The sequence below is a fragment of the Furfurilactobacillus rossiae genome, assembly GCF_013394005.1.
Lineage (GTDB): Bacteria > Bacillota > Bacilli > Lactobacillales > Lactobacillaceae > Furfurilactobacillus > Furfurilactobacillus rossiae.
In genome coordinates this window covers 2079069-2093904 of sequence record NZ_CP040586.1, presented here as the reverse complement: position 1 = coordinate 2093904, position 14836 = coordinate 2079069, and the positions used below count along the sequence as shown (strand labels likewise).

General features: G+C 44.0%; 12 protein-coding genes. All 12 read left to right on the top strand.

Features of this window, described 5'->3' with window-relative positions:
* Positions 1-15: 15 nt before the first annotated feature.
* The 12 genes from pstB (at position 16) to uvrA (ending at position 14812) form a co-directional block, all read left to right on the top strand.
* Positions 16-774 (top strand): phosphate ABC transporter ATP-binding protein PstB, encoded by a 759-nt coding sequence (gene pstB / locus LROSL1_RS10150; protein ID WP_017262158.1) that lies wholly within the window; start codon positions 16-18, stop codon positions 772-774.
* 40 nt (positions 775-814) lie between these two features.
* A complete protein-coding gene (gene phoU, locus LROSL1_RS10145) occupies positions 815-1501 on the top strand; it encodes a phosphate signaling complex protein PhoU (protein WP_017262159.1) in 687 nt (228 codons plus the stop codon).
* 199 nt (positions 1502-1700) lie between these two features.
* On the top strand, positions 1701-2051 hold the full coding sequence (locus tag LROSL1_RS10140) for a PspC domain-containing protein (protein WP_017262160.1): 351 nt from the start codon (positions 1701-1703) through the stop codon (positions 2049-2051).
* A gap of 2 nt (positions 2052-2053) precedes the next feature.
* Positions 2054-2404, top strand: coding sequence for a phage holin family protein (locus LROSL1_RS10135; RefSeq protein WP_017262161.1), 351 nt, complete (start codon positions 2054-2056; stop codon positions 2402-2404).
* 322 nt (positions 2405-2726) lie between these two features.
* The gene (gene hprK, locus LROSL1_RS10130; RefSeq protein ID WP_017262162.1) at positions 2727-3734 is read left to right on the top strand and encodes an HPr(Ser) kinase/phosphatase; all 1008 of its coding nucleotides are present in this window, start codon (positions 2727-2729) and stop codon (positions 3732-3734) included.
* Positions 3735-3737: 3 nt separating this feature from the next.
* Complete coding sequence (gene lgt / locus LROSL1_RS10125) at positions 3738-4574, top strand: prolipoprotein diacylglyceryl transferase (protein WP_017262163.1); 837 nt, start codon at positions 3738-3740, stop codon at positions 4572-4574.
* A 31-nt stretch (positions 4575-4605) separates the two neighbouring features.
* Positions 4606-5622 carry an NAD(P)H-dependent glycerol-3-phosphate dehydrogenase gene (locus LROSL1_RS10120; protein WP_178914492.1) on the top strand — a complete coding sequence of 339 codons (1017 nt, stop codon included), beginning with the start codon at positions 4606-4608 and terminating at the stop codon, positions 5620-5622.
* 67 nt (positions 5623-5689) lie between these two features.
* The gene (gene galU / locus LROSL1_RS10115) at positions 5690-6577 is read left to right on the top strand and encodes a UTP--glucose-1-phosphate uridylyltransferase GalU (RefSeq protein WP_017262165.1); all 888 of its coding nucleotides are present in this window, start codon (positions 5690-5692) and stop codon (positions 6575-6577) included.
* A gap of 144 nt (positions 6578-6721) precedes the next feature.
* Entirely contained in the window at positions 6722-7663 is a 942-nt protein-coding gene (gene trxB / locus LROSL1_RS10110) for a thioredoxin-disulfide reductase (RefSeq protein WP_017262166.1), read from the top strand.
* Positions 7664-7856: 193 nt separating this feature from the next.
* Positions 7857-9584 carry a phospho-sugar mutase gene (locus LROSL1_RS10105; protein ID WP_178914491.1) on the top strand — a complete coding sequence of 576 codons (1728 nt, stop codon included), beginning with the start codon at positions 7857-7859 and terminating at the stop codon, positions 9582-9584.
* Positions 9585-9924: 340 nt separating this feature from the next.
* A complete protein-coding gene (uvrB, locus tag LROSL1_RS10100) occupies positions 9925-11925 on the top strand; it encodes an excinuclease ABC subunit UvrB (protein ID WP_017262168.1) in 2001 nt (666 codons plus the stop codon).
* 19 nt (positions 11926-11944) lie between these two features.
* Positions 11945-14812, top strand: a complete 2868-nt coding sequence (gene uvrA / locus LROSL1_RS10095) for an excinuclease ABC subunit UvrA (protein ID WP_178914490.1) — start codon at positions 11945-11947, stop codon at positions 14810-14812.
* The last annotated feature ends 24 nt before the right edge of the window (positions 14813-14836 follow it).

Here is a 14836-nt window from a genome sequence, read left to right as displayed (position 1 = left end):
GGGAGGCTTAATGTCATGGCACTACCGATAATGTCTACGGATAACTTACATTTGTTTTACGGAAAAAAAGAAGCATTAAAAGGAATCAACCTCGATTTCCAAGAAAAAGGGATTACTGCGCTAATTGGTCCCTCAGGTTGTGGTAAATCAACTTTTCTTCGTTGCTTAAATCGAATGAACGATTTGATTGATGACGTAACCATTACGGGTAACGTGATGTTTAAAAATCAAAATGTTTATGCGCCGGATACAGATATCGTGGCTCTTCGCAAGGAGGTCGGCATGGTTTTTCAACAGCCTAATCCATTTCCGTTTTCCATTTATGAGAATGTGATTTATGGCTTGCGATTGGCAGGCGTGCGTGATAAACAAGTCCTTGATGAAGCGGTCGAACGTAGTTTACGTCAGGCAGCCATTTGGGATGAAGTGAAGGATGATTTGCATAAAAATGCATTGGCATTATCCGGTGGACAACAGCAACGTGTTTGTATCGCAAGAGTCCTGGCTGTTTCACCAGAGGTTTTATTGCTAGATGAGCCGACCAGTGCTCTTGACCCAGTTTCTAGTCACGTGATTGAAGAAACTCTGTTGCAATTACGGTATGATTACACTGTGATTACGGTGACACATAATCTTCAGCAGGCCTCCAGAATCGCAGACCGTACTGCATTTTTTCTTCAAGGTGAGCTGATTGAAGTAAGTGATACTAAGAAAATGTTTATGGATCCTCAGAAACAGCAAACACAAGATTATATTTCCGGTCGTTTCGGCTAACCGAAACCGCTGTAGCAAACATTGAAAAGGAGCTGGCATTATGCGACGGTTGTTTGATGATGAACTGAATGATTTGGATACTAGTTTTACAGAAATGGGCATGCTTGTTTCTGAGGCGATTGGGAAGGCCGTGACTTCGTTTGTCAATCATGACCGAACGCTTGCTCAATCAGTGATTGACGATGATCATCTAATCAATGATCGTGAAGTTGCACTGGAAAAGAAGTCATTTGAAATGATTGCTTTGTACCAGCCGGTGACAACCGACTTAAGGGAAATCGTGACAATTTTGAAGGCTGTTTCTGATTTGGAACGAATGGGAGACTACGCACGCAGTATCGCCCACTCAACGATTCGAGTCAAAGGGAACAAGCGGGTGGCCTCGACAGAACAACATATTTCAGAGATGGGCGCCATTGTTCAACAGATGGTCGCAGATGTACTAGACGCCTACGTCAAAGATGATGATGGTCGTGCCCGCAAGATTGCTGCAGTGGATGCACAGGCTGCGGACTATTATCAGTTAATTTATATGGAAAGTATCGATCAGATGCGGCAAGATCCCGAGGTCGTAATTGGCAGTACAGACTACTTATCTGTAGCACAGTTCTTAAAGCGGATTGGCGATTACGTGACCAATATTTGTGAATGGATCGTTTATCTTCAGACGGGTAAAATTGTTGAATTAAATCCACGAAATATCGATTCTGGAACAGAAAATAAATAGTTGAACCATTAATGAATCGATTAAGGGCAGCTTGTCACTTTTGAGTGAATTCGCGTGTTTTAAAGAACGTGAAGAAACGATAATGAGGGGGAAGCTGTTTTAGTGTTTATTAAAGGCTTTTGAAAAATTGGTCACGGTACGTCGTTTGCGATAAAATTAGGACATTCAGTTAACACAACAGAAAGCGAGGTAAACCTGCTTGAGCAAACGAAAATTGACAAAGTCAGCAACGGACCGTTGGATTGGTGGCGTATTCGGTGGTATTGGTGAGTACTTGCATATTAATCCAACAATTTTGCGAATAGCATATATTATTTTGGCTATTGCGATTCCGCCTCACTGGTTGATATCGTTGTTGGCGGTGGTTCTGTACGGTGTTTTACTGTGGTTTTTACCAAATGACCGTCAGCAGAGGGATGCATCATTTTTCAACTTGTTTGGTGACTTATTTAGTGGTCAGAGTGCCTCACAATCCTCTCGATCACGAGCGCGAAAACAAATCCATGCCGAAGAACGTGACGTGCATGAAAATAAAGGGGATAAACAGTAAATATGAAGTTTTGGCAACGGATTATTGTCGATGCACTATTATTTATGGCGATTGCTGGATTTTTCCGTAATAGTTTTGCGGTTTCCAGCGTATGGTACGCCTTGGTTGCCAGTTTGGTGTTGGCAATTTTGAATGCAGCCATTAAGCCAATCTTGGTGGTATTATCATTACCAATAACGTTTTTAACATTAGGGCTGTTTTCAATTGTCATAAATGCACTGATGTTGGAACTGACAAGTTTCTTCGTTGGCGCGCAGAATTTCCACATTGCCAACTTCGGCATGGCAATGTTGGCAGCGATTATTATGTCCATCTGTAACGCTGTTATTTCTGGGTACTTTAGTAAAGAGTGATGATAGAAGAGTGATGCCGAAGCTCGGGAAGGTTCGAGCAACAACGTAAAGGTGACAGCGTGCAAGCGCACCTTGCTTGTAGGATGGCAGCTTTGGGTTGTGCACAGGACCTTGAGCGACAGGTGCACGTTTGAAAGAGTGATACCTTACTTCGGGTTGAATCCGAGCAATAAGAAACAAGGCGAATGATTCGGTGATTTCCCGAATGCTTTGGCTTGTAGCTTATGCACAGGATTCAGAAGTAAGGTGCACGTTTAGAGTGATGCCGAAGCTCGGGAAGGTTCGAGCAACAACGTAGAGACATATTTAAGGAGGAGTATTCGTGGCAGATAGTGTAACGATACGGGAGCTGGTAAAGAATACCAGGTTAACCGTTTATTATGGTGAAGAGTATCTGGACCATCGCCGCATTACGACACCGGACATTTCTCGTCCGGGTCTGGAAATGACCGGTTATTTTAACTATTATCCACCGGAACGCATTCAGTTACTGGGGATCACAGAAACATCATTTTCTAAAAAGATGAGTCATGAGGAGCTACTCATGATTATGCGGAAAATGGCAGATCCCCAAACGCCTTGTTTTGTTGTGTCAACCGGAATTGAACCGCCGGCAGAGTTAATTCAGGCGGCAACGGAACAACATATTCCTGTGTTGGGGTCCAAACAAACGTCATCGCGAATTCTTTCAAATATGTCGATTTACTTAAGCGGCGTATTGGCCAAGCGGCAATCGATTCATGGTGTGTTAGTTGATATTTATGGACTTGGGGTTCTTATTACTGGTGACTCAGGTGTTGGTAAATCTGAAACAGCCCTGGAACTTATTCGTCGTGGACACCGACTGATTGCTGATGATCGGGTGGATGTTTATCAACAGGATGAACAAACATTAGTTGGTGAGGCGCCAAAGATTTTAAACCACCTAATGGAAATCCGTGGGATTGGTATTATCGACGTGATGAATCTGTTTGGTGCTGGCGCAGTCAGAAGTCAGGCCAAGATTCAACTGATTGTCCACTTGCAAAACTGGACCCCTGATGCTCAATTTGATCGTCTGGGCAACGCCGATGATGAGCGCCAAATTTTCGACGTTCAAGTACCGATGATTTCAATTCCCGTTAAGACAGGTCGTAACTTAGCCATCATTATTGAATCTGCCGCGATGAACTTCCGTGCTCGATCCATGGGGTATGATGCAACAAAGACATTCGACGATAATTTAAATAGTTTGATTCAGGAAAACTCTAAACGTGATGAAGCTGCTGAGGCAGCAAATGAAGCAAAGACGACCGATGATAGTGCATCGGCCACTAAGGGTAAGGATTAAAGAATGGCGTTTACTTCACTTGTTGGGGCGTTGAACCCAATCGCACTGCATTTAGGACCCATTGAGGTTCATTGGTATGGCGTCATTATTACCACCGGCGTTTTCATTGCGTTATGGTTGTCCATTCGTGAAGCCCGCAGACGTCAGATTAATCCCGATGATCTATATGACTTTTTACTCTGGGCACTACCAGTTGCGCTGATTTCTGCGCGTATCTATTATGTGGTCTTTCAATGGTCCTATTATCAACATCATTTAGATCAGATTATTGCCATCTGGGATGGTGGGATCGCGATCTATGGTTCACTAATTGGTGCCATTATTGTGGTTATTCTATTTACCCGCTGGCGTAAAATTCCGACATTTCTGTTTCTGGACGTGTTAGCACCGACCGTGATTATGGCGCAAGGGATTGGTCGATGGGGGAACTTTATGAACCAAGAAGCTTTTGGTAAAATAACCACATTGGCACATTTACAGGCCTTGCATTTGCCACAGTTTATCATTACGCAGATGGACATTGGTGGCGTTTATCGTACGCCTACATTTTTGTATGAATCCGTATGGGACATCGCTGGCTTTGTCTTTTTGTTAGCCACGCGTCATATTAAGGGGCTGTATTTGCGTGGCGAGGTGTTCTTTATTTATGTAGCATGGTATGCGTTTGGTCGTTTTTTCGTGGAAGGCATGCGAACCGATAGCTTGATGTTAGGCCCGGCGCGAGTGTCACAATGGTTGTCCGTTGTTTTGTTTATTGGTGCCTGGGTGTGGTTGATTATTCGGCGTCGACAGCATAATGTACCATCTTATTTATCAGGAATGACGGTTACAAAGAAATAACTCACGTTCGCAATAAATTGAGGAGAAACTAATGACAACAAAAATTGCAGTGCTGGGCGCTGGATCTTGGGGCAGTGTGCTGGCAAACTTATTGACGGAAAATGGTCAAACAGTTGCTCTGTGGTCCCATAAAGCCAGCCAGGTGGAAGAAATGAATCAACACCACACAAACCAGGCCTATATGCCAGGCTTTGAATACCAACATAACCTGGTGGTAACTGATGATATGGCTGAAGCAATCAAGGACGCGTCGGTTGTCTTGTTTGTTGTACCAACGAAGGCAATTCGTGAGGTCAGCGCTCAGGCTGCTAAATTATTAATTACTAATCATCAAAAAGTAACGATTGTGCACGCAATCAAGGGATTGGAACAAGAAACATATAAACGGGTCTCAGAAATGTTAACGGAAGAGATTCCATCTGCCAACCGAGACGCGGTTGTTGTGCTGTCCGGTCCTAGCCATGCCGAAGATGTTGCGAAAAAGGATATTACGTTGATAACAGCCGCATCATTAAATGAGGATGCGGCGAGAAAAGTACAAAAACTCTTTATGAACTCATATTTTAGGGTTTATACTAATACGGATGTGATTGGTGCTGAATTTGGTGCCGCCTTAAAGAACATTATTGCTATTGGTGCCGGTGCTTTACATGGACTGGGATATGGCGATAATGCGAAGGCTGCATTAATGACCCGTGGCTTAGCTGAAATAAGTCGATTAGGTCAATCGTTTGGTGCTAATCCGTTAACGTTTATCGGCCTTTCTGGTGTTGGTGATTTAATTGTAACGGCGACAAGTTCAAATTCACGCAATTGGCGTGCGGGAAATGAACTGGGTCAAGGCAAATCGTTACAAGAAGTCATTGATACCATGGGTATGGTAATTGAAGGTGTGGCTACCACAAAGGCGGCCCACGAACTAGCCATTAAACGCCATGTTGATATGCCAATCACTGACGCCATTTATGACGTCCTGTACAACGGGGCCGAAGTTCGCTCAGTCATTACCGGATTGATGCAACGTGAAGGTCGCGCTGAAATTGGCTAACAAGTTGGTTGTGGCTGGGGTAAAGTAGACCACGTTATCGTGGGAAAAACGAAAGGAATTTGTTGTTATGCAAAAAGTTAGAAAGGCCATTATCCCTGCAGCGGGTTATGGCACGCGTTTTTTACCAGAAACTAAGGCAATCGCCAAAGAAATGTTGCCGATCGTTGATAAACCAACGATTCAATTTATTGTTGAAGAAGCCCACAAGGCCGGCATCGAGGAAATCTGTGTCGTAACAGGACGTGGCAAACGTTCTATTGAAGACCACTTTGATTCAGCCCCTGAATTGGAAGCTGATTTGGCAAGTAAGGGTAAGGACGCTATGTTGCATGCCGTCCAATCAAGTAACGACAGCAACCTTTACTTCATCCGCCAAAGCCACATGCGTGGTTTAGGTGACGCTGTATTAACTGCAAAAGACTTTATCGGTGATGAACCATTTGTTGTTTTACTTGGTGATGACTTGATGGAAGATAAAGTTACTTTAACGAAGCAACTGATTAACCGTTATGAAGAAACAGGTGATTCAACCCTTGCCGTTATGCGTGTTCCTCATGAAGAAACGAACAAGTATGGTGTGATCAACCCAGCCAAGGAAGTTTCTGATGGTTTGTATCAGGTTAAGAGCTTTGTTGAAAAGCCTAAACCTGAAGACGCTCCTTCTGACTTGGCCATCATTGGTCGTTACTTATTGACACCTGAAATTTTTGAAGCTTTGGAACAAACACCTTATGGCAAAGGCGATGAACTTCAATTAACAGATGCCATTGACCTGCTGAACAAGAAGCAACATGTTTACGCTCACGAATTTAAAGGTGACCGTTATGATGTTGGTTACAAGTTTGGTTTGATCAAGACAAACATTGAATTTGGTTTGCGTCACCCGGACGTGAAGGACGAACTTCGCGACTACGTGCTTCAATTGGCTGACGAAATTAAAGCTAATACAAAATAATGAATGCAGAAACGTGCTGACGCCGGATTAATCGGGTCAGCACGTTTTTACCTCAGGGGGTATAAGCAAAAAGCTTGTATTACTTACGAAAAGATAGTAGACTGTGAGCATTGAAAAATGTTAGGCAGTAGGAGGAAAGTCGATATGGCAACAAACTATGATGTGATTGTGATCGGTGCTGGCCCCGGTGGGATGACTGCAGCACTGTATGCTTCACGGGCAAACTTGTCAGTGTTGCTATTGGATCGCGGAATTTATGGCGGTCAAATGAACAATACTGCCGCAATTGAAAACTATCCGGGTTTTAAATCTATTCAAGGACCTGATTTAGCTAGCGCCATGTATGAAGGTGCCACGCAGTTTGGTGCTGAGTATGGTTATGGTGCTGTGGAAAAGATTGTCGACAATGGCGATACTAAAACTGTGACTACAGACACTGATGAATACACTGCTAAGGCGGTTGTTATTGGGACAGGTTCTCAGTATCGCAAGCTTGGTGTGCCGGGGGAAACTGAATTTTCAGGCCGTGGTGTTTCCTACTGTGCTGTATGTGATGGTGCTTTCTTCCGCAATAAACACGTCGTTGTTGTTGGCGGTGGGGATAGTGCCATTGAAGAGGGCATTTACCTGACTCAATTGGCCGATAAGGTGACTGTTGTTCATCGTCGCGATCAGTTACGTGCCCAGAAAGTGGCTCAGGATCGCGCGTTTGCTAACGAGAAGATGGACTTTGTTTGGAACACAGAAGTAACTAAAATTGTTGGCGACGACATGAAAGTCACTGGTGTTGAATTAAAGAACAACCAAACCGGTGAAACCAGCACAATGGCTGCCGATGGTGTCTTCATTTATGTCGGTAATGTGCCGATGACAGAACCATTCGCTGGTCTTGGCGTTACAAACGAAGTTGGTTGGATTCCAACTGATGACAAGATGCGGACCAGTGTCCCTGGTGTATTTGCTATTGGCGATGTTCGCGAAAAGGACTTACGCCAGATTACCACTGCTGTCGGTGACGGCGGTATTGCTGGCCAACAGGTTTTCCAATATTTGGAGGATTTAAAGGCTAAGGCTGCGGTTAATTAAATATTTGATTTTAAGTGAATAATCGGAGCGTGCTGCATACAGAAGGTTGCAAAATTGCAATTTTTTGTGTAAGGCACGCTTTTTTTATTTGTTTTGATTGATAAAGCCCGATGAACGGGCGACGCAAACAATATGAATGCGGTATACTTAACGTATATTTGTGACTTTGGTCTAGATGAATGGAGATGCAACTGTGGATTGGAAAGATACTTACCAGGTTTGGGATAATCAAGAAAACCTGGAAACGGGTTTGAAGAAAGAATTAGCAGCGTTAAAGGGTAATGATGAGGCATTGGAAGATGCTTTCTATCAACCAATGAGTTTTGGTACTGCGGGGATGCGTGGTGTCATGGAACCTGGGATCAACCGGATGAACATCTATACGGTGCGCCAGGCCACAGAAGGTTTAGCTACATATATGGATACTTTGGGCGATGACGTGAAACAACGTGGTGTTGCCATTAGTTTTGATTCTCGTCATCATTCAACTGAGTTTGCCCACGAGGCCGCGAAGGTTTTAGGCCAACATGGCATCAAGAGTTTTGTGTTCGAAGGTTTACGGCCAACACCAGAATTGTCCTTTACGGTTCGTCATTTAAAGACGTTTGCCGGCATCATGATTACCGCAAGTCATAACCCAAAGCAGTTCAACGGTTACAAGATTTACGGTGAAGATGGTGCGCAAATGCCACCGAAGGATTCTGATTTAATTACGAGTTACATTCGTAAGGTCACTGATCTATTTGCTATCCAAACTGCCGATGAAGCTGAATTAAAGGCTAACGGGTTGGAAACGATTATCGGTGAAGACGTGGATAAGGCGTACTTGGATAACGTCGCTACTGTCACAGTGGATCACGATTTGGCCGCTGAAGAAGGTAAGGACATGACCTTTGTCTTCACGCCACTTCACGGTACTGGACGAATGCCTGGTGAACGTGCATTACGCAATGCTGGTTTTAAAAACTTCATCACGGTACCAGAACAAGCTGAACCAGACGGCGATTTTCCAACGGTTAAGTTCCCTAACCCAGAATTTTCTGAAGCTTTCGATTTAGCAATTAAATTGGGTAAAGAAAAGAATGCGGACGTGTTGATTGCAACAGATCCAGATGCTGATCGTTTGGGAACCGCAGTGCGTTTGCCAAATGGTGACTACCAATTATTGACTGGTAACCAAATCGCCGCATTGATGTTGCATTATATTTTGGAAGCAAACAAAAATGCCGGTACATTGCCTGCTAATGCGGTGGCTGTTAAGTCTATCGTCTCAACTGAGTTTGCCACCAAGATTGCCGAAAGCTACCACGTTGGCATGATCAATGTGCTGACTGGTTTCAAGTTTATCGCTGAACAGATCCAAAACTTCCAGGATACAAACAGCCACACGTTTATGTTTGGTTTTGAAGAGAGCTACGGGTATCTGATTAAGCCATTTGTTCGTGATAAGGATGCTATTCAAGCCTTAACGTTGCTGGCTGAAATTGCTGCGTACTATCGTAAACAAGGAAAGACGTTATACGATGGCTTGGAAGGCTTGTACAAGCAATATGGTTACTTCCGTGAACAAACGATTCAACAAACCTTTGAAGGTATTGAAGGGCCAAAGAAGATCGAAGCAATCATTCAGAAGTTCCGTCAGGCTGCTCCAAAGAGCTTCGCTGGTTACGATGTGACTGCTGTTGATGACATTGCTAAGGGTACAAAGACCTTTACAGATGGTCATGTTGAACAACTGGACCTGCCACATGCTGAAGTGTTGAAGTACTGGTTAACGGATGGTACATGGATTGCTGTTCGTCCTTCAGGAACTGAACCAAAGATCAAGTTCTATATCGGTACAAACGGTACCACTTTGGATGAAGCAAACGCCAAATTAAAGAAGTTTGCTGACGACATCAATGCTTTTGTTGCTGATTAGTTTTTGCTTGATACAAATTTCGACAATGAATAAAAAGAACGTGTGCACGATTGACGGGATGAGAGATTCCGTTACCGTGCACACGTTTTTTGTAGTGAGTGAATGCATATTTTTAACCGAAAGTGTGCATATCTCGTGCGAAAGTATGTTCGGTATGCTAGAATAGTTACGCTAAGTTGACGGGTTCAGAACAGCAATATGGTCGCAATGAATTACCCAAGCGAATCGAGCCGACCAGTGCAGTCATGAACCTGTTTTTTAAATCGTGTTGATGATGGTTTATCACTTACCATCACAATAATTAGACCATGTAAATGAACTAGGGGAGGTAACGTCTGGCATGATTGAACGTCAAGCAGATCGAAAGTTTGATTTAGTCTCAAAGTATAAGCCAACTGGTGATCAACCGGAGGCCATCAAAGCGTTGACAGATGGGATTGAAGACGGTAAAAAAGCGCAGATTTTGATGGGTGCTACGGGAACCGGTAAAACATTCACAATCAGTAATGTGATTGCTAACGTTAACAAACCGACACTGGTTCTATCACACAACAAAACATTGGCAGGACAGCTCTATGGTGAGTTTAAGGAGTTTTTCCCTAACAATGCCGTTGAATATTTTGTTTCCTACTATGATTATTACCAACCGGAAGCCTATGTTCCCTCATCTGATACGTACATTGAAAAAGATTCATCAATCAATGATGAAATTGATAAATTGCGTAATGCGGCTACTAGTTCGCTTTTGGAACGGAATGATACGATTGTCGTGGCTTCGGTGTCATCAATCTTTGGTTTAGGTGATCCACACCAGTATAAAGACCATGTCATTTCCTTGCGGGTCGGTCAGACAATCGAACGTAATGATTTCATGCGCAAGTTGGTTGACATTCAGTTTGAGCGTAATGATATTGATTTCCAACGTGGCCGTTTTCGAGTGCACGGGGATGTTGTTGAAGTGTTCCCAGCATCTGAAGATCAACATGCGCTACGAATCGAGTTTTTCGGTGATGAAATTGATCGGATGCGAGAGGTCGATGCACTGACTGGTGAGGTAGTTGGTGATCGTGATCACGTCACAATTTTCCCAGCCACGCATTTCATGACTAATGACGCCATCATGGATCATGCCATTACGACGATCGGTGACGAGTTGGAAGATCGGCTAAAGGTGTTGAAGGATCAAGGCAAGTTGCTGGAAGCACAACGTTTACAGCAACGGACAACTTACGACATGGAAATGATGCGTGAAATGGGCTATACGAGTGGGATTGAAAACTATTCCCGTCATATGGATGGCCGGAAACCCGGTGAACCGCCGTTTACGCTTCTAGACTTCTTCCCGAAAGACTTTTTACTAGTCGTGGATGAAAGTCACGTTACGATGCCACAAGTGCGTGGTATGTATAAAGGTGACCGTTCTAGAAAGCAGATGCTGGTTGATTATGGCTTCCGTTTGCCAAGTGCACTGGATAATCGGCCACTAAAAATTAACGAGTTTGAAAAGCACATTAACCAAGTCGTTTACATGTCCGCAACACCTGGTGACTACGAGCATGAACAAACGGACACAGTGGTTCAACAGATTATTCGGCCGACGGGTTTACTCGATCCAACGATTGAAGTTCGACCAATTATGGGTCAAATTGATGATCTCGTTGGTCAGATCAATAAGCGGATTGAGGCCCATGAGCGGACGTTTGTCACGACGATGACCAAGAAAATGGCGGAAGATTTGACGGATTACCTGAAAGATCTGGGTATCCGGGTTCGTTACCTACACAGTGACATTAAAACTTTGGAACGAACGCAAATTATCCGTGATTTACGTTTGGGCAAATTTGACGTGTTGGTCGGCATCAACCTTCTCCGTGAAGGAATTGATGTGCCTGAGGTGTCCTTAGTTGCAATCTTGGATGCTGATAAAGAAGGATTCCTAAGAAATGAACGGTCATTGATTCAAACGATTGGTCGTGCTGCCCGTAATTCACACGGGGCGGTTATTATGTATGCGGATACCATTACAGGTTCTATGCAGGCGGCCATCGATGAGACCAAACGTCGCCGTGAGATTCAGGAAAAATATAACGAAGAACATCACATTACGCCGACAACTATCGTTAAGCCAATTCGTGATAACATCACGGTAACAGCGCCAACTGGTGATGGTCAGAAAGAATCAACACTTAATGAGGAAGACTTTGATAATCTGTCAAAATCCGATCAGAACGCAATGTTGGCTGGTTTGAACAAGCAAATGCAAGAAGCCGCCAAGAAATTGGACTTCGAAGAAGCGGCAACGTTGCGTGATACAATCATGGAATTAAAAGCCAAACAGTAAAGGGTGGCAAAGGTAACCAATGGCAAATAACGACAAAATTGTAATACATGGGGCACGTGCCCATAATTTAAAGAATATTGATGTCACGATTCCACGTGACAAACTAGTAGTCATTACGGGGTTATCTGGTTCAGGAAAAAGCTCGCTTGCGTTTGATACGTTATATGCGGAGGGACAGCGACGGTATGTCGAAAGTTTGTCCGCATATGCGCGTCAATTTCTTGGACAGATGGATAAACCGGATGTGGACTCAATTGACGGTCTGAGCCCGGCGATTTCTATTGATCAGAAGACAACCAGTAAAAATCCGCGGTCGACTGTTGGGACTGTTACGGAAATCAATGATTATTTGCGGTTACTATGGGCACGGGTTGGAACACCAATCTGTCCAAACGACGGCACAGTTATTACCAGCCAATCTGTTGAGCAGATGGTTGATGAGGTTCTGGCACTGCCTGAACGGACGCGACTTCAAGTATTGTCACCGATTGTGCGTCGAAAGAAAGGGCAACATGCGAAAATCTTTGCCAAGATTAAACGTGAAGGATTTGTGCGTGTTCAAGTAGATGGCGAAACTTATGATATCGATGAGGTACCTGAACTAGATAAAAACAAATATCACAGTATCAATATTGTCATTGACCGGGTAATTGTACATCCAGACGGTGATAGTCGGAGTCGTTTGTTTGACTCATTTGAAGCTGCCCTTCGTTTGAGTGATGGGTATGCGACTGCCGACATCATTGATGGTGAACCGATGCAGTTCTCAGAACATTATTCATGTCCCATTTGTGGGTTTACGGTCGGCGAATTGGAACCACGGCTGTTTTCGTTTAATGCACCACTTGGCGCTTGCCCCGATTGTGAAGGATTAGGAGTCAAACTGGAAGTTGATGAAGATCTTGTCGTTCCAGACCCCAGTAAGACACTTCGTGAGGGTGCTTTGGAACCATGGAATCCGATTAGTTCCATGTATTATCCAAGCATGCTGGAACAGTTTGCTAAACAAAACAAGATTGATATGGATACACCATTTAACAAGTTACCTAAGAAGCAACGCGATATGGTCCTTCATGGATCAAGCAAAAAGTTCCATTTTCACTATGAAAATGACTTTGGTGGTGTTCGTGATGTCGATGCCGATTTTGAAGGTGTCATGAACAATGTGTCACGTCGCTACAAGGAAACTAATTCTGACTTTACACGTGATCAAATGCGTCAGTATATGACTGAACTGACATGTCAGACCTGTCACGGGTATCGGCTAAATCGCCAGGCACTATCCGTTAAAATTAACGGGAGGCATATTGGTGAAGTTTCTGAAATGGCGATTGATGATGAGTTGCCATTCTTCCAGGGCTTAACTTTGGGTGAGCAAAACAAAGTGATTGCGGAACCAATCGTTAAGGAAATTCGCGATCGGTTATCATTTTTGACGAGTGTCGGCGTGGGTTATCTTACACTGAGTCGATCCGCCAGAACGTTGTCTGGTGGTGAGGCGCAGCGAATTCGTTTAGCTACCCAAATCGGTTCGAATCTGTCGGGTGTACTGTATATTCTTGACGAACCCTCCATTGGGTTACATCAACGTGATAACGATCGTTTGATCAGTTCACTCAAGAAGATGCGAGATTTGGGCAATACCCTGATTGTGGTTGAACATGATGAGGATACAATGCGGGCGGCCGACTACTTAATTGATATTGGCCCTGGTGCTGGCGAAAATGGTGGCCAGGTTATGGCCGCTGGAACGCCTAAACAGGTTGAGCGCAGTACTAAGTCATTAACTGGTCGGTATTTAGCTGGGAAAGACTTCATTCCGGTGCCGCTTAAGCGACGTAAGGGGAATGGTAAGGCCATCGTATTAAAGGGGGCCGCAGAAAACAATTTACAGAATGTTGATGTACGTTTCCCACTAGGTGAGTTAACAGTCGTGACTGGTGTGTCAGGATCCGGTAAATCCACATTGGTTAACAGTATTCTTGAAAAGGTACTGGCTCAAAAGCTCAATCACAATTCCGCCAAACCTGGTAAGTACAAGAGTATTGCCGGCGTGAACAACATTGAAAAGATTGTGGATATCGATCAGTCACCGATCGGACGGACACCGCGTTCAAACCCCGCTACTTATACGGGTGTGTTTGATGACATTCGTGATTTGTTTGCTCAAACGAATGAAGCTAAATTACGTGGATATCAAAAGGGCCGGTTCTCATTCAACACTAAAGGTGGTCGCTGTGAGGCCTGTCATGGTGACGGAATCTTAAAGATTGAGATGAACTTTCTGCCAGATGTCTATGTGCCTTGTGAAGTTTGTCATGGTTCCCGTTACAATTCAGAAACACTTGAAGTGACGTACAAGGGTAAGAATATTTCAGACGTTCTGAACATGACGGTTTCCGAAGCCTTGGACTTTTTCGCTGCGATTCCTAAGATTACGCGTAAGCTACAAACAATTGTTGATGTCGGTCTGGGATATGTTCATTTGGGTCAGTCAGCAACCACACTTTCAGGTGGTGAAGCTCAGCGAATGAAGTTAGCTTCTGAACTACACAAGAAGGCCAATGGGCGTAATTTCTACATCTTAGATGAACCAACAACAGGGTTGCATTCTGATGACATCAAACGGTTGATGGTTGTCTTGCAGCGACTGGTTGATCATGGCAACACGGTTTTGATCATTGAACATAATTTGGATGTGATTAAAACTGCCGATCATTTAATTGACCTTGGCCCAGAAGGCGGTGCCGGTGGTGGCCAAATCATTGCGACTGGGACACCGGAAGAGCTTGCTGAAGTTAAGGAAAGCTACACTGGTCAGTACCTGAAACCAGTGTTGGAACGAGATACCAAACGTACTGAAGAGGTTGCTGAACAGGCAAAATAACAACGCTACAATTTTTAATAATTT